The sequence below is a fragment of the Lentzea sp. CC55 genome (assembly GCF_021056325.1).
Lineage (GTDB): Bacteria > Actinomycetota > Actinomycetes > Mycobacteriales > Pseudonocardiaceae > Lentzea > Lentzea jiangxiensis.
Genome location: NZ_JAJCXE010000056.1, coordinates 263,735 through 278,917, shown reverse-complemented (window position 1 = coordinate 278,917; position 15,183 = coordinate 263,735). Strand labels below are relative to the sequence as shown.

Sequence of the window (15,183 nt, the reverse complement as noted above, 5' to 3'; positions counted from 1 at the left end):
CTCAGCCAGACCCCACAGGATCACTCTTCTCAGCCGCCTCGATGGAGGCGTGGCGACGCCGTTGAAGCTCCTCGCGTTCGGCGTCCGGGATCGTCATCGACTCCGCGAGCACGGCGGCGAGCGCGTCGACGTGGGTGTTGTCGACGTCGGAGTGGAAGAGCCACCGGATGTTCTCGTCGCGCGTGATGAGGTCGATCACCGACCGCGCACCGCTGTCCGGTGCGGCTGGAACCCGGACGTAGCGCACCTGGTCGATCGGGATGACCTGCTGGACCTCGCCCTGCTCCAGGAAGGTGTTCGTCGTGGCCAGGACGATGCGGCGATCCGTGACGGCGACCAATGTCCTGTCCGCGGACCTGTCCATCGCCGCGGCCAGCATGTCCATCGCCCCGCCGACGATCGCGGAGAGGGGGTTGGAGTTGTCGAGCTGTTCGGGGAAGCCGACGGCGCGCAGGACCTCGCCGTCCTCGAAGAGCCACCGCAGGATGCGGAGGTAGGGCTCCGCGTCCAGCGACCCGGGTCCGCAGAGGACGTCCGGGACCTCCAGCGGAGGAACCGGCGGGTGGAGGGCGTCGGCAAGGGGCTCGATCGCCTCCAGGAGCTTGGTGGAGATCGCGCGGGCCGCCTTCACGTCCTTCCGCTTGCCCGACAACGGCCACGCGTCGGGGTCGCGGAGTTCGACGGTGATCCGGAGCTCCCGGACCAGCGCGTCGACGAGGCTCGTCGAGGCGGCGAGGGTGGAGTCGAACTCCGCGCGGGTGTCGCGGGCGATGACCTCGGCGTACTGCGCTTCGGCGGCATCTTCACGTCCCGCGGCTCTCGCCCTTGCGGCGCGCAGCGCGTGATAACCCGTCCACGCGTTGAGGGAGGACAGCAGGGCGTGGACGTCGAAGGCGATGGTGTTGGCGTTGGTTTGCAAGTACTCGCGGTGGCTGCGGGTGTCGGCCCGGCCGATTCGCTCGACGTGGTCGCGGACGTTGCCCTGGTAGAGCTCGAGTTGCTTCTGCAGCAACGCTCCGCTGCCCGCGACGTCGTCCCACAACGACGCCGGGACCGACTCGATCTCCCGCGCCTGCTCGACCGCGCGGTCGACGACCGCGACGAGTCCCGTCAGTTCGGCCCACTGCTCCTTGCGGAGGGTGGTGAGCACCTGGTTCGTCACCGCCAGGGTGGTCCTGACGAGGCCCGAGACCTCGTTCAGCATCATCTGCAACGCGACCATGGCCAGTGCCGGTCCGACCGAGGCGGCGATCGGCGCCTTGCCCACCGCCGTCACGGGGTGGAGGCGGGCCTGCTTCAGGCCGCTGCCGGACCCCACCACCGTCCCGAGGAACCCACCGTCCTTGGACGCGAGCACCGCCCCGCCGTTCAGCAGGGCCTGGGTCTGCTCGCCGAGGCGGTAAAGGCCCTGCACGTTCGCCAAGGCGGTGCCGAGGTTGCCGGCCAGGGTCGTCGCGCTCCCGATCGAAGCCAGGATCGCGGAAATCTGCCTGCGGTCGGCTGCCGGCACGATCCCGAAGTCGATCAGATCGGCCTTCAGCTCCGGCGGGACCTCACCGGCGACGACGGCCACCCCGGGAAGCACCTCCACCAGAACCGTCGACGTCGCCGCGGAGTTCTGCCGGGACTCGGCGGCCTCCGTCGAATCGCCAGGATCCTGCATCCGATCTCCTCCACCCGGCGCGCGACGGCCGGACCTCGTCGACGTTGAGCGACGAAGTCTACGAGTCAGCGCCCCGGTTCAGGGCGAGCGCCGATCACCGAGTCCGCACGCGCCGCCGGACCAGCAGCACCCCACCCACCACGAGCAGCACCAGCACGACGACGAACGGCACCGGCCCGATCGCGGTGAACCACTCCACCAGCAGCCCCTGGAGCCGTCCCGCCGCGTCGACCACCGGGTCGGACGGGTCCGCGTCGCCGAAGAACAGCCGCAGTTCGTAGACGCCGTAGTACGCCACGTACAGGCCGACGAGCACCAGCAGCGCGCCGCCGAGCCGGGACGCGTGCGGCAGCAGGGAGCGGGCGCGCCGGGTCATCACGTCGCTGGCCAGCGCGGTGCCGATCGCGAGGACCGTCACCACCAGGCCCATGCCCAGCGCGTAGGCGAGGAACGCCGTGACGCCCTCCAGCAGGTCGCCGCCGCGCAGCGTCGAGCCGGCGACGGCCAGGAACGGGCCGATGGTGCACGACAGCGATGCGATCGCGTACGCCACGCCGTAGCCGAACATCGACCCCACGTGCCGGTTCGGCGCACCCTTGCTCGGTTTCGGGATCAGCAACGTGATCTCCCGGCCCAGCAGCAGGAGCGCTCCCACCACGACGAGCGCCAGGCCGATCGCCACCGTCACGAACGGCAGGTAGCGCTGCACCGACGAGGCGACCACGGAGAACGCCAGGCCGAACAGGCCGAAGACGGTGACGAACCCGAGGGTCATCATCGCGCTGGAGACCACGGCCCTGGTCAGCGACCGGGCGCGGGACTGCTCGCTCGCGCCGGTCACGACCAGCGCCAGGTAGGCGGGCAGCATCGCGAACCCGCACGGGTTGACCGTGGCGACCATCCCGGCCACCACGGCCACCAGCAGCGTCTGCGTCATGCGATCGTGCTCAGCCGCTGCTTCAGGTCCTCTTCGGACAGTTGGCTCGTCACGACGTCGACCTTGCCGTCCGCGCCGACGAAGGCGTAGGCGGGCTGGGCGGTCACGCCGAACCGCTTCCACACCGCGCTGTCCTCGTCCGCGACGTGCTGGAACGACTGCAGGCCGTACTTCTGCACGAACTGCTGCATCGCCGGGACCTTGTCGAGCGCGGCGACGCCCAGGAACGTGACCTTGCCGGCGTGTTCCTTCGCGGCGGCGGCCATGCCGGGCGCCTCGCGCTGGCACTTCGGGCACCACGGCGCCCAGAACCACAGGACGACCGGTTTCCCTGCCAGGTCCGCGCCGTTCAGCTCTTTGCCGTCGACGGTCTTGGCGGTGAACTTCAGCTGGTCGGGCACCGCGGGAGTGCTGCTCGCCGGCGCGGCGGCGCTCGTCCGGGACGTGGCCTGCGGTGTGGTGGGGGCCGGTTGCGGCGCACCCGCCGGACCGCCACCGCACGCCGCCAGCGCGGCGAGCAGAACGAGTGACCCGGCCATGACTCTGAGTACCGACATGAGCGAATCCTGCCGTATGACCGGTTCGCAAGTTGTTACGAACCTCTGACGGCGCATTTCACCGGTGCAGGACTGTATGCTGCATACGTGAGCGGTTGAAACGCCAGCTGCCCTCTTCCCGCGAGCCACCTCATCAGGGCCAGGAGAGTGCCGCCATGCTGGACAGTTCACTTTCACCGCTATTCGTGCAGCAGGAAATGCACGGTCGTTCAGTCGTCTTGCGCATCGCCGGCGAGCTGGACCAGGTCACGGCCCCCGCGCTGCGCGCCGAGCTGCAGACCGCCCTCGCCGCGGCGACACCACCCCACTCGCTCGTGGTCGACCTGGCAGAGGTCGAGTTCTTCGGTTCCGCCGGTCTCAACGCGCTGCTCGAACTGCGGCGCGAGACGGTCGCGAAGGGCGTCCAGCTGCGGGTCGCGGCAGCGCACAAGACCGTGCTGCGCCCGCTCGGGATGACCGGCGTCGACCGGGTCTTGGGGCTGTACCCGGACGTCGAGCAGGCGCTGGCCGCCGACTCGCACGCCTGACCTGCCGCGACGCACCGCCGTCGTGGGCGGTCGGCCGAGCTCGGGTGCGGCGGTTCCACCTCGGTAGCCGATGGGCCTGCCCTTGCCCAGGGGCGCAACGTTCGTGCCGATCCGTGCATCGGGGACTGGATCTCGTGACCACGCGCGGTCAGTATGTTCCGCTGAGCCGTCGCAACACGAACAAGGGGAGTGTGCGCCCGTGGTCAGGGTGGACAGCGTGGACGAGGCCGAGCGCTTGAGGAAATCGCTGCGGGACGAGGGGGTCCTGGAGGTCGTCGGGCCGGTGTCCGGTGTCGGCCTGGTGGGCATTCCCACGACGGGCGCGGACAGCATCGAGATCGACCCCGGCGACTTCGACCGGGCGATCCGGCTGCTGCACCAGCGCCGCGACGAACTGGTGGGCCACCTGGCGGGCAGCGCCGTGCTGGCCACGCCGCTGCCGGACGGCAAGGGGCCGGTCGCGGTGCAGATGCGCAAGGCGTTCGGGTTGCGGGCCAGGGACGCCGAAGGTGGTGTCCGGGCCGCGTTGACGTCGTACGTGCGACAGCTCGACCTGGTGATCGACGCGCTGGAGACCGTGAAGAAGACGCACGTGGCCGTGGACGAGAACGCCGCCGCGACGTTCAAGAGGCAGTCATGAGCAGGCGGGACAGGGGCTACTACTCCGAGGAGCACAAGCCGTCCGCGCGGCAGATCCGGCGCGAGAAGCGGCTTCGGGCGCAGCGTCGCAGGAACCTGCTCGAGGACGCGTTCGACTCCGGGACCATCCGCTGGGAGGCGTACACGCACCAGCAGATGTGGGACATGGTGCACGCGGCCGACGTGCCGGGGATGTCCGTGCGGAGCGCGCAGTGGCAGGAGCTGGCGCCCCGGCTGCGCGACACGTCCCGGTCGGTGCAGAGCATCGTCGACAAGCTCACGTCGTCCTGGCGCGGGCCGTCGGCGGAGCTGGCGGCCCAGGCGGCCTCGGCGCTGACGTCGTGGGGCGAGACGGTCGGCGACTCCTCCGAACGGGTGGCGCGCGGGCTCGAGACTTACACGACGGTGCTGCAGGAGACGAAGCGGCGGATGCCGGAGCCCGTGCACTACTGGGCCGAGCGGCACTTCCGGGAGGGCTACGACGTCAAGGTCGTCGACGGCCCGCAGGGCGCGAACCTGCTCGACCAGCTGATCGATGACCACATGCCGTCCAAGACCGAGGCGCGCAACGCCAAGGCGGAAGCGGTGGCCGTCATGCAGGTCTACGAGAGCGAGAGCCGGAACACCCGCAGCACTCTGCCGGTGTTCGACACGGCACCGGAGATCGCACAGCCACCGGCACCTGTCTCGCCCCCCGTCGCCCCACCGCCCGTCTCGCTGCCGCCCGAGCGCACGCCGGAAGTGACGCCGCGGCCACCGGAGCCGGTGCCGGTGCCGGACACCCGCCCGCCGGCGAACGACGACAGCACGACGGTCGCCGCGTCCGGTCCCACCGGGGCTCCGCACGGCACCGGGGTTCCGCACGGCACGACGGCGTTCGGCGCACCGGCCGGCGGCGTGCACGGCACGACGACGGGGATGCCGGGAGGGTTCGCGTCGGGATCACCGGCCGGTACCGGACCCGGGGTGCCGGGCGGCGCCACCGGGGTGCTGGGCCGCCAGGCCGGGAGCGGCGCCGTGGCGGGCATGGGCGGCCGCGGTCCCGCGGCCGTGCCCGGGGCGGGTGGCTACGGCATGATGCCGCCGGCGGCCGGGGCCAACGGCGACGAGGACCGGCAGCACACCAACCGGTACGCGGAGCCGATGGACTTCCTGGACGACATCCCGCCGGGTGCGCCGCCCGTGCTGGGCGGATGAACGACGGGTACGTCGTCGACGTCGCCGCCGTCCACGTGACGGCGCAGCGGCTGGACGACGCGGGCGACGCGGTGACCGAGGTGGTCGGCGCGCTCGGACTCGGAGCAGGCGGCGACCTGGGACCGGGCGTCACGGAGGCCGTGGACGAGCTGATGCGGTCGTGGGAGGACAGGACGGCCGCGCTCCGCACCGCTCTCGCGGACACCGCCACCGAGCTCCGGACGGCCGGGGCGGCCTACCGCGACGCCGACGAGCTGCGCCATGGCTGAGTACCGCGGCCTCGGCTTCGACCCGGTGCCGGGCGACGCGGGAGCCGTCGCCTCGGCGGGTGAGCGGTGCCGGCACGCGGTCGAGGTCCCGGCACCACCGGCCGGGTGGGAAGGGGCCGCGGCCGAGGCGTTCGCGGCGCGACTGGCCGGGATGCGCGACGACCTGGAGACCGCGCGGCGCACCCTGGGTGCGGCCGCCGACGTGCTGGACGAGTGGGCGGGGACGGTGCTGGCGAACCAGCGCAGGGCGGAAGATCTCGACAGACGCGCGCGCGAGTTGCGGCGTGCGATCGACGATGCGGACAACGACGTGGTCCTCGCGTCCTTCCGCGGCGGTCCGGCGCACGAGGCCGCCGCGGGGCGGCTGGAGGAGCTGCGCCGCGAGCTGGACGGCGTGCTGGCGGCCGCACGGGACCTCGAAGCCGACCACCACAGCGCCGCACGGCGGGTCGCGGAGCGGTTGCGCCGCCTCGTCACGGGCGGCGTCGAGGCGGCCGGAGACGTGCCGAGCCGCGAGGAGCTGTTCGGCGGTGTCGTGCGCGCATTGAACTCCTACTCGGCGTTGGGCAGTGAACTCGCCGGGATGCTGTTCACGTCACCACGCACCTCCAGCACACCCGGCGGCGGAGCGGCCGCCTTCGTCTCGGCACTCGGTGAGCGGTGAGACTCACGCCGGTACGGGGCGTCATCCCGGTGTCCACGAGCTCGGCCGAGGCGACGTCCGCCGAGTTGTTGTCCCTCCTGCAGCGGTTGCGCGGGCCCGACCGGGCGCGCGACCCCGGCCTGGAGATCGCGGCCGCGCAGGCCGCCGAGCTGGTCCAGCGGCACGACGCCGGTGTCGTGGCGGTCGTCGAGCACCACGACGCCGACCCCGCGGTCCTGGTGGCGGGTCTGGTCGCGGTCGAACGCGTGCTGACACCGGAGGCCGCGCGGGAGCTGTGCTTCCACCTCGCCGACGCCGGTGGTCCCGGCATCACCGACCTCACCAGCGCCCAGACCGCGCACGGCTACCCGGCGGTGATCGTCGAGCGGGTCCCGGCGACCGGTGTCGGAGCGCAGCTGCAGATCGTCGTGCCCGATCCCGCCCGCCCGAGGATCGCCGTGTTCACCCTGCACTCCCCCACCGGACGCGGGTGGCTGGAGCTGGCCGGCATCGCCGGGCGGTTCGTCAACGGCGTGGAGTTCACCTCGGCAGGGCGTGGCGGCGGTACTCCGTCGGCGGCTGCCCCACCAGCGCGCGGAAGGCACGGGAGAAGTGCGTCGCACTGACGAACCCGCAGTCGCGGGAGATCTCGCCGACGCCGCGGTCGGCCTTCGCCGGGTCGGCCAGCAACGCCTTCGCGCGGTCGATGCGCAGCACCTTGATCCGTTCGGCGACGTTCGGCTCGCCCTCGAAGACCTGGTACAGGCGGCGCAGGGAGATGTTCAGCGCCCTCGCGACCTCGCCCGGCGTCAGGGACGGGTCGGCGAGGTGCGCGCGGATGTGCTCGAGCGCGGCGCGCCGGTGCCCGGTGGCGATGTCGGCGCGCTCCAGCTCGTCGCGCAACGCGCTGCGCAGCACCATCTCCGCCAGCCCGACGAGGTGGTGCGCCACGCCGACCGGGTCCAGGACGTCCCGTGCGGCGAGGACGTGCCCGACCGCGCTGGAGAACGCGGTGCGCAGGCCTTCGCCGACCTCGACGGGCTGGAACATCAGCCGGCGCAGGTCGGTGAACCCGGTCGACAGCTTGGCCTCGGGCACGGTCAGCACGATCGTGCCGACGGGCAGCACGTGCAGCGAGCAGTCGCCGAACACGTGGGCGTTCCCGGGCACGGAGCGGTGGACCGGGCACCTCATCAGCAACTGGACCGACTGGGGCGTGGACGGCGAGCCGGTCAGGGCGGCCCTGGCCGCCGCGGCACCGGACGCGCGCACGACCAGCACCCCACCAGCGACCTCCGCGTCTTGGCGCACGCGGACAAGATTAACCACGGGAGTTCCGATGGCACGGCGTTCACCGGCGACCGGCGCGGTCGTCCTGTCCCACCTGGAGTTCGACCTGGTGTGGGAGGACCTCGGCTTCGGTGACCCGCCCCTGGCGCTCGACGTGCCGTCGCACGGCGCCACCGAGGCCGACCGGGACCGGCTGGGCACCGAGGTGTTCGCGTCGCTGGCGAGCGCCGGGCTGATCCGCGACGACGAGGTCGATCCCGAACTCGAGGAGCTGCTCGGGATGCTGCGCCACCACACGACGTCCGTCGACGCGCTGGTGTTCGGCGAGCAGCCCTGGCGGGTGCTCGCCGCGGTGCGGGGCAGCCGCGGCGTGCTCGCCGTGCTCAACACCGAGGAGCTCGCGCTCGAACCCTTCGCGGGGGACGGCCTGGTGCGCGCGGTGGTGAAGGTGCTCGGCGACCGCCCGGCCGGGCCGGGTGACCAGGTGCGGCTGCCGCGGGCGGCTTGCTCGGCGGCGCTGCGGGGGTACGCGGAGAACGGCTACGGCGGTCTGGAACGGGCGTTGGCCGACGCGGGCGTGCGGGGCAGCGCGATGCGTCCGCTGATCACCATCGCGGAGTCGGGCAGGCTCGCCGCGGGACAGCTGGCCGTGAACGGCGCCCGGGGCCGTTCGCCGGTGCTCGCCTGGTCCGACACGACCGCGGGCCGCTACGTCGTCACGACCGAGGACGTCCGCGGCGAGCAGTGGGTCCGGGTGGTCCCCGCCGACCTGGCCTGGATCACCCGGCGCCTCACCGACCTGGTGGAGGAGTCCTCTTAGGACACCGGCAGCCCCACCGGCTCGTCCAGGACGGCCGCGAGCACCTCGGCGCCCGCGGCCAGCGCGGCCTCGGCGGCGCCGGCGGTGAGCCGCTGCAGGCAGGCGGCCAGCGCGACGGGTCTCAGCTCCATCGCGCGCGGGCCGAGCTCGAGCCCGACGAGCTTGCCGTGCAGGTCGACCGTCACCACCACGTCGTCCTCCCGGGCGGAGCGGGTGATCGCGTCCAGCGCGGCGCGCAGGCCGAGCGGCTCGCGTTGTTCGTCCTCGGCCAGTTCCTCTTCGAGCGACCGCGGCTCGTGCGTCATCGGACCATCCAGCTTTCCGGTGTGGTGGACTCGATCTCCTCGGTGAGCTCCGCGTCGACGTGGAGGCCGAGCGTCTCCAGGTGCTCCTCGCCGAGCGTGTGCCGAGCCCGTTCGGCCGCCCGCGCGGTCGCGAGCCGCACCAGGGTGAGGATCTCGTCCGCCAGTGCGGCACGCCCCAGGCGCATCGACCGCTCGGTCAGCGTGATGGCGCGCATCCCGCCGCCCACGCCGACCTCGATCGCGATGCCGGTGGCGTGGTGCGCGCGTCCGGTGATCACGGGTGCACTCCTCCGTAGAACTTCGTGCCGCTGAGCTGGTGGGTGTTGCGGCGCACCTGGTCTCCGGAGTTGCCCTCGATCAGCGTGACGGTGCCGCCGTCGACCTTCTCCACGATGCCGATGTGCTTGCTCGTGGAGGGGCTTTGCGGGCCGGTGCCGAACAACAGCACGTCGCCGGGCCGCACGTCGTCCTTCAGGTTGCCGTTGCCGTACGCCTTGCCGTGGCGCTGCCCCCAGCGGTAGACGTCGCCGGTGAAGGGCAGGACCGGGATGTCCACACCGGCCCTGCGCCACATCGCCGTGGCGAACGACGAGCACCAGAAGGTCGTCGGCCCGTACGGGTTCCGGTTGCTGCCGGGCGGGCTCTCCCGCGTGCCGATCTCACCGCGGGCGGCGGACACGATCTTGCCGGCCTTCGCACCGGCCGGCTTGGTGACGCCCCCGCCACGCCGTGCGGCGCGGGGATCGGCGATCCCGTCGGTCTCGATCTCCCTCTCGAGTGCCTTCAGCCGCCGCTTGGCCTCGTCGAGCTCGGCCTTGACCTGCCGCACGTTGCGCACGGACTCCCGCGTGTAGCGCGGCTCCAGGTCCGCCGCGGCGGCGACGGCCTTCATCAGCGCGGCCTGCGATCCGCTCGCGACCCCCGCGTCGAGCAGCGCGGCGGCCTTGGTGACGTACTCGTCGACCAGGCGCTGGGCGGCCGTGTGCCCGGTGACCAGCGCGCTGCTCGCCCCGGCCACCACCTTCTCGGCCTGGGCGCTGACGGACGCGGTCATCCGGATCTGCCGGGCCAGCCGGTCCGAGCGGCGTTCGAACTGCTCCGAGTTCGCGCCCTCCCAGTGGCCGAGCGCGTTCCCGGCGGCCTTGCGCACGGCGTCCTGCTGGTCGTCCAGCGCGCTGCCCGCCTGGTGCAACGCGAACTGCACCCGCAGCGCGTCGTCGGCCTTGCCCGCCAACGCGTTGCGGTGCCCGATCATCCTGCCTGCGAACCCGCGCGCGACCGCTCGTGTGTCCACGTCGTCATCCCCGCTTGAAGCCGTCGGCGACCGCGTCGTCCTGAGCGCGGTAGCTGCGTGCCATGCGCCCGGTCGAGCGCGCCAGGCGGTCGGCGTTGCGGCCGACGCCGTTCACCTGCCGGTGCAGCGCGGCTCCGAACGCCTCGAGCGCCGAGGCGAAGCCGGTCTCCTCGCCGATCCGCCCGAAACCACCGTCGGCGATCTCCCGCACCTGCCGCACGTGCCTGGTGCCGATCGACGCCAGGTCGTCCGCGATGTCCCTGCCCTGCTTGACGTAGCGGTCGAGCGCGGCCGGGTCCACCGCGAACCCGTCGCGTCCCCCTCCCCCGCCGGCGCCGGGCCGCGACGGCGTCCTGGCGTCCCGTGCCGCTTCGCGGGCGACGTCGAGGTACTTGCGATAGGCGCCGTTGGTGTAGGTCGACCAGGGCGTCCACGACTTGCCGTCGTCGGACAACGCGTTCGCCACCTCGGCGTTGACGCGCGGGTCGAACAGCTCGCGGTTCGAGTCGAGCCCGTACTGCCTGCGCCGCTCGGGTCCCAGCGCGCCCAGCATGTTGATCTGCCACAGGCCGTAGGAGTCGTCCGGTGGCCTGGCGTTGTGCGCTCGTGCGTCCCCGTTGGACTCGGCGAGGGCGACGGCGATCGCGATCGTGAGGCCCTGGCCTTCGAACCCGGCGGCACGGGCGTGCTGTGCGATCTGCTCGGGGCTCAACCTGCTCATGCGGTCAGCTTGGCCGCTCACCGACGCAGCCGACATCGGTGTTGCGCGCTGGGGCAGCAGCGTTGCGCGGAGGGACCATCCCGGCAGAAGCGGACGTTCCCCGGCACCTACTGGTGGGAGCGTGGCCGCCACAACGAGCCGAACGGCCACCTCCGACGAAAGGCCTTCTCGTGCGTATGCGCACCTTGGGACGCACCGGCATCCAGGTCAGCCCGTTCTGCCTGGGAACCATGAAGTTCGGCCCCCACGGCAACTCAGACCCCGACGACTGCGTCCGCATCATCCACCGGGCACTCGACGCGGGCATCAACTTCATCGACACCGCGGACGTCTACGGCGGCGACGGTGAGACGGAGCGGATCGTCGGCAAGGCGTTGCGGGGTCGTCGCGACGACGTGGTGCTGGCCACGAAGTTCAACGGGCCCATGGGTTCCGACCCCAACCGCCAGGGCAACTCGCGCCGCTGGGTCATGACCGCGGTCGAGGACTCGCTGCGCCGCCTGGGCGTCGACCACCTCGACCTCTACCAGGTGCACCACGTCGACCACCGCACCGACGCGGAGGAGACCCTGTCCGCCCTGACGGACCTGCTGCGGTCCGGCAAGGTGCGCGCGATCGGCACCTCCGGCCTCCCGGCCGCGCGGATCGTCGAGGCGCAGTGGCTCGCCGAACGCCGCGGGCTCGCCCGCTACCGGACCGAGCAACCGCACTACTCGATCCTCAACCGCGGCGTCGAACGCGACGTCCTGCCCACCTGCGAGCAGTACGGGCTGGGCGTGCTGACCTGGAGCCCGCTGGCCGCGGGCCTGCTCACCGGCCGCTTCCGTCCCGGCGGCGAACCGGTCTCGGCCGGCACCCTGCACTGGTTGCCCCGGCACATGACCGACGAGCGCAAGCACGCCGCGGTCGAGCGGCTCGTCCCGATCGCCGAGGAGGCCGGTCTGCCGCTCACGCACCTCGCGCTCGCGTTCGTGGTGAGCCATCCCGGTGTCACCTCGGCGATCATCGGCCCGCGCACCGCGGACCACCTCGACGACCTGCTCGCCGGTGCCGGCACCACGCTCACCGACGAGGTCCTGGACCGGATCGACGAGGTCGTGCCGCCCGGCACGGACCTCGGTGCGGTCGACGTCGCCCCTGTGCCGGACGCGCTCACCCGTCCGGGTCTGCGGCGTCGTCCGGTGGACGACCGTGCCGCGGTGTGACAGTGGCGGGCTTCCCGGCCGTGGCGGCGCGGTGGTCAGCCGCGGTTAGCGGATTGTTAGCGCGGTTGCCCAGTCTCGGTCCCGGAGGCGAGACCGCCTCTTCCTGAGAAGGGGGAATTCTCTTGATCCGCAAGACTTTGACTGCCCTGGCCGGCGTCGCGTTCGCGGCGTCGCTGATGTCGACGCCCGCGAGCGCGTCCTCCGTCCCGGAGATCACCGAGCCGGCCGGCGACGTGTCGGCCACCGCCTACAGCGACTGTCCCGCGGCCCGGCTGTGCATCTGGACGGGTCTCAACGGCACCGGTGCGATCGGCATCTTCCGCGTCGGCGACGCCAACCTCGGTGCGGCTCCCGGCCCCAGCGGGCTCAACAACAACGCCGAGAGCATGTACAACCGCACCAGCCAGCGGTGGTGCCACTACGACGGGGCCAACTACACGGCCCTGATGGCGGCAGGTGGCCCCGGTGGAGGGGCGAACATGCTGCCCGAGTTCCGCAACCGGATCACCTCGTTGCGGGTCTGCCCCTGACCGGTGACGCGGCGGGGCGTCACGGGTCCCGGCGATCGAGCAGGAAGGTTCTGCTCGATCGCCGGCGCTTGAGCCAGCACGACCGGGTGCCGCACCGTCTACAGCGACCGAAGTGCGGGAGGCGCGCCTCAGCCGGTCCTCACCGCGCGTTCCTCCGCGAGCCAGGCCGCCAGGTCCTCACCCGTCCACTGCGGATGGTCGAGCAACAGCGCTCCCGCGATCCGCAACGCCAGCGGCACCCCTCCGCAGCGCGCCAGCAGGGCGTCGCCCGGGGGCGCTCCGACGATCCCGGTCAGCAGTTCCGCCGCCTCCCGGGCGTCGAGCAGTCCCATCCGCACCAGCCGCGCGCCCTCCAGCTCGCCGAGCGTCCGCCTGCTCGTCACCAGCACCGCGCAACCCGGTTCGGCCGGCACGAACGGCCGCACCTGGCGCGCGTCGACGGCGTTGTCGACGACCAGCAGCACCTCCCGCCCGGCCAGCAGGTCGCGCAGCAGCGCCGAGCACTCGTCCTCGGAGACCGGCACGAAGTCGGCAGGTGTCCCGAGAGCACGCAGGAACTGGTGCAGCGCCGACGTCGTGTCGTCGCCCCGCAACGTCGCGAAGAGCTGGCCGTCCGGAAACCGCTCACGCACCCGATGAGCGAGTTGCACGGCGAACGACGTCTTGCCCAGCCCCGCGGCGCCCGAGACGGCGACGAGCGGCGGGCAAACCCGGCGCGGCGCGGTGAGCACGTCCGCCAGCTCGGCGAGCCACTCCCCGCGACCGACGAAGTCGGGCAGCGCCGGCGGCAACCGGCGCGGCGGACGTGCCCCGCGCGGCAGCGGAAACGTGGGCTGCACATCCGGTTCGCCGCGGAGGATGCGGCCGTGCAGCGCGCACAGCCGCGCCGACGGCTCGACGCCCAGCTCGTCCACCAGGGTGCGGCGGAACGCGAGGAACACGTCGAGCGCCTCGGACACCCGGCCACGCCGCGCCAGCACGGTCATCAGCTGGGCGCGCAACCGTTCGCGCAGCGGGTGCTCGGCCACGGCGACGGTCAACTCGCCGATCAGGTCGGCGGTGCTGCCGAGCAGGAGGTCGGCGTCGACGCGTTCCTCGAGCACCGTCATCCGCAGCTCGTCGAGCTGTGCGGCGATCGGCTCGCCGAAGTGCGGGTCGGCGGGACCACGCCAGCGCCCGAGCGCCTCGCGCAACCGCGCGGCCCCCAACGCCACGTCACCGCCCGCTATCAGCTCACGCCCGGCCGCCAGGCCCTGCCGCACCAGCTCGACGTCGAGCTCCACCGCCTCGGCGCGCAACACGTACCCGGTCGCCGCTGTCGCGATCCTCTCCGTGCCGAGCAGCCGCCGCAGCCGCGAGATGATGCCTTGCAGCTGCACCTTCGCCGACGCCGGTGGCGCTTCACCCCACAGCTCGTCGAACAACCGGCCTACCGGCACGACCTCGTTCGCGTTCCACACGAGCAACGCGAGAACCTTGCGCATTTGCGGTGTGCCCGCGGTGATCTCGACACCACCGCATTCCACCTGAAACGGTCCGAGCAATCGGAAAAACCACATCCCCCAGTACCTCCCCGCCGCTCAGGGTGGCACACGGCCGGGGCAGACGCTGGTTGTTCGATCACATCCAAAACCTCACACGCGAGCACTCGGGTGGAATGCCGATCTTCAATTCCGGCTCACAGCGTCAATTCTGAAAGCTCTTTCGCGATTCGTGCGAGGAAGGATCAGAACTGTCCGCCTCCGGTCACGAAGTAGTAGGCGTCGACCGTGTCGCCGTCGACGCCCACGAAGTGCTCGAGACGTGCCGCCGCCTCCCGCGCCAGGACGACGAGGATGTCGAAGCCGTGGTCGCCCGCGTGCGCTTCGAGCACGGGCGCGGCGAGGCCGACGTCGCTGTTGACCACGGCGGTGACGAGGTTCGCGGCGTGCTCGACCGCCTTCGCGCAGTGGTGTTCCTCGCGCAGCACCGTCTTCCCGACGGGAACGCGCACGTCGGGCTTCAGCCCTCCCATCGGCAGGCCCTGCACCAAGATCGAGGTGAGCAAGTCCACCGCGGCCAGCCGTGAAGCCTCGTCCCGCAGCGCCATCCGCACGGCGACGATGGCGTTCGCGTGGTCCCGGCGGTTGATCGCGCCGATGGCCGCTCGCGCCCAGGTCGCCCCGTCCGGCTCTCCCCCGGCGGGGACGATCGTGGCGGCGCCCGGCGAGGTCGTGCCGGCCGGCAGGTCGTCCCGGTCTGAGATCATGTGCGGTCGCGCCTCTTCCGTTCGGAACCCGTTCGTGCGGGCTGCCGATGGTAGATCTTGGCGGTGCAGCGTCATCGGCCCAGGCGATCGGTTTTCTCGTCGAGGCAGCGCTCGGTAGCAGCGAGGCCGGTCCGCCAGAGCTGTTCACCACTCGTAAAGCGGCACGGACCGGGCTTGGAAACGCGCAGAGCGACCATTCGCGAACAGCAACAGCCGCAGTCGCACGATGGAGTGATCTGCGGGCGTCGCGAGCGGAATCCGTTCGTCGGCCCGCCAGTTCAGGTTTACCCGACTCCTTGAACGGGTATGAACGATTTGCTTTGAACTCTGGTGCTGGA

The 15,183-nt window shown here is 72.0% G+C and carries 19 protein-coding genes; 9 read left to right on the top strand and 10 right to left on the bottom strand.

Translation table 11 applies throughout. From position 1 onward, the window contains the following. Position 1: 1 nt before the first annotated feature. From L6E10_RS36165 to L6E10_RS36155, 3 genes are all read right to left on the bottom strand, one after another. Positions 2–1,663: a hypothetical protein gene (locus L6E10_RS36165; protein WP_236224666.1), complete on the bottom strand. Its 1,662-nt coding sequence runs from the start codon at positions 1,661–1,663 to the stop codon at positions 2–4. Between the two features lie 94 nt (positions 1,664–1,757). Further along, on the bottom strand, positions 1,758–2,600 hold the full coding sequence (locus L6E10_RS36160) for a cytochrome c biogenesis CcdA family protein (RefSeq protein WP_236224665.1): 843 nt from the start codon (positions 2,598–2,600) through the stop codon (positions 1,758–1,760). Continuing rightward, positions 2,597–3,157 carry a protein disulfide oxidoreductase gene (locus L6E10_RS36155; protein WP_236224664.1) on the bottom strand — a complete coding sequence of 187 codons (561 nt, stop codon included), beginning with the start codon at positions 3,155–3,157 and terminating at the stop codon, positions 2,597–2,599. The genes L6E10_RS36160 and L6E10_RS36155 overlap by 4 nt, the downstream gene beginning before the upstream one ends. Before the next feature lie 197 nt (positions 3,158–3,354). Here L6E10_RS36155 and L6E10_RS36150 point away from each other — a divergent pair, with 197 nt between their 5' ends. The 6 genes from L6E10_RS36150 (at position 3,355) to L6E10_RS36125 (ending at position 7,058) form a co-directional block, all read left to right on the top strand. Then, complete coding sequence (locus L6E10_RS36150) at positions 3,355–3,684, top strand: STAS domain-containing protein (RefSeq protein WP_236224663.1); 330 nt, start codon at positions 3,355–3,357, stop codon at positions 3,682–3,684. A gap of 199 nt (positions 3,685–3,883) precedes the next feature. Beyond that, on the top strand, positions 3,884–4,324 hold the full coding sequence (locus tag L6E10_RS36145; RefSeq protein WP_236224662.1) for a hypothetical protein: 441 nt from the start codon (positions 3,884–3,886) through the stop codon (positions 4,322–4,324). Beyond that, entirely contained in the window at positions 4,321–5,520 is a 1,200-nt protein-coding gene (locus tag L6E10_RS40545) for a PPE domain-containing protein (protein WP_275677285.1), read from the top strand. Before L6E10_RS36145 ends, L6E10_RS40545 begins: the two co-directional genes overlap by 4 nt. Continuing rightward, entirely contained in the window at positions 5,517–5,789 is a 273-nt protein-coding gene (locus L6E10_RS36135; RefSeq protein WP_236224661.1) for a hypothetical protein, read from the top strand. The genes L6E10_RS40545 and L6E10_RS36135 overlap by 4 nt, the downstream gene beginning before the upstream one ends. Next, positions 5,782–6,453: a hypothetical protein gene (locus L6E10_RS36130; RefSeq protein ID WP_236224660.1), complete on the top strand. Its 672-nt coding sequence runs from the start codon at positions 5,782–5,784 to the stop codon at positions 6,451–6,453. The genes L6E10_RS36135 and L6E10_RS36130 overlap by 8 nt, the downstream gene beginning before the upstream one ends. Then, positions 6,450–7,058, top strand: a complete 609-nt coding sequence (locus L6E10_RS36125) for a hypothetical protein (RefSeq protein ID WP_236224659.1) — start codon at positions 6,450–6,452, stop codon at positions 7,056–7,058. Before L6E10_RS36130 ends, L6E10_RS36125 begins: the two co-directional genes overlap by 4 nt. Here the strand turns inward: L6E10_RS36125 and L6E10_RS36120 are convergent. Beyond that, positions 6,973–7,743: a helix-turn-helix domain-containing protein gene (locus tag L6E10_RS36120; protein WP_236224658.1), complete on the bottom strand. Its 771-nt coding sequence runs from the start codon at positions 7,741–7,743 to the stop codon at positions 6,973–6,975. The two genes, L6E10_RS36125 and L6E10_RS36120, sit on opposite strands and share 86 nt — an antisense overlap. 28 nt (positions 7,744–7,771) lie before the next feature. Between L6E10_RS36120 and L6E10_RS36115 the strand changes: the two genes are divergently transcribed. After that, complete coding sequence (locus tag L6E10_RS36115; protein ID WP_236224657.1) at positions 7,772–8,542, top strand: ESX secretion-associated protein EspG; 771 nt, start codon at positions 7,772–7,774, stop codon at positions 8,540–8,542. Here L6E10_RS36115 and L6E10_RS36110 read toward each other — a convergent pair. From L6E10_RS36110 to L6E10_RS36095, 4 genes are read right to left on the bottom strand one after another with little or no spacing between them, the layout of a single operon-like run. Beyond that, a complete protein-coding gene (locus L6E10_RS36110; protein ID WP_236224656.1) occupies positions 8,539–8,847 on the bottom strand; it encodes a hypothetical protein in 309 nt (102 codons plus the stop codon). The genes L6E10_RS36115 and L6E10_RS36110 overlap by 4 nt on opposite strands. Then, a complete protein-coding gene (locus L6E10_RS36105; protein WP_236224655.1) occupies positions 8,844–9,125 on the bottom strand; it encodes a YbaB/EbfC family DNA-binding protein in 282 nt (93 codons plus the stop codon). Before L6E10_RS36105 ends, L6E10_RS36110 begins: the two co-directional genes overlap by 4 nt. Beyond that, positions 9,122–10,141, bottom strand: a complete 1,020-nt coding sequence (locus L6E10_RS36100) for a CHAP domain-containing protein (protein WP_236224654.1) — start codon at positions 10,139–10,141, stop codon at positions 9,122–9,124. The genes L6E10_RS36105 and L6E10_RS36100 overlap by 4 nt, the downstream gene beginning before the upstream one ends. 4 nt (positions 10,142–10,145) lie before the next feature. After that, positions 10,146–10,862 carry a transglycosylase SLT domain-containing protein gene (locus tag L6E10_RS36095; protein ID WP_236224653.1) on the bottom strand — a complete coding sequence of 239 codons (717 nt, stop codon included), beginning with the start codon at positions 10,860–10,862 and terminating at the stop codon, positions 10,146–10,148. A gap of 170 nt (positions 10,863–11,032) precedes the next feature. Between L6E10_RS36095 and L6E10_RS36090 the strand changes: the two genes are divergently transcribed. Both L6E10_RS36090 and L6E10_RS36085 read left to right on the top strand, forming a co-directional pair. After that, the gene (locus L6E10_RS36090) at positions 11,033–12,067 is read left to right on the top strand and encodes an aldo/keto reductase (RefSeq protein ID WP_236224652.1); all 1,035 of its coding nucleotides are present in this window, start codon (positions 11,033–11,035) and stop codon (positions 12,065–12,067) included. A gap of 122 nt (positions 12,068–12,189) precedes the next feature. Further along, positions 12,190–12,597, top strand: coding sequence for a peptidase inhibitor family I36 protein (locus L6E10_RS36085; RefSeq protein WP_236224651.1), 408 nt, complete (start codon positions 12,190–12,192; stop codon positions 12,595–12,597). A 128-nt stretch (positions 12,598–12,725) separates the two neighbouring features. On the opposite strand, the gene L6E10_RS36080 is transcribed toward L6E10_RS36085, so the two are convergent. Together L6E10_RS36080 and L6E10_RS36075 are read right to left on the bottom strand one after the other, a co-directional pair. Beyond that, a complete protein-coding gene (locus L6E10_RS36080; RefSeq protein WP_236224650.1) occupies positions 12,726–14,081 on the bottom strand; it encodes an AfsR/SARP family transcriptional regulator in 1,356 nt (451 codons plus the stop codon). Positions 14,082–14,323: 242 nt separating this feature from the next. Further along, positions 14,324–14,845 (bottom strand): hypothetical protein, encoded by a 522-nt coding sequence (locus L6E10_RS36075; protein ID WP_236224649.1) that lies wholly within the window; start codon positions 14,843–14,845, stop codon positions 14,324–14,326. Positions 14,846–15,183 lie beyond the last annotated feature (338 nt).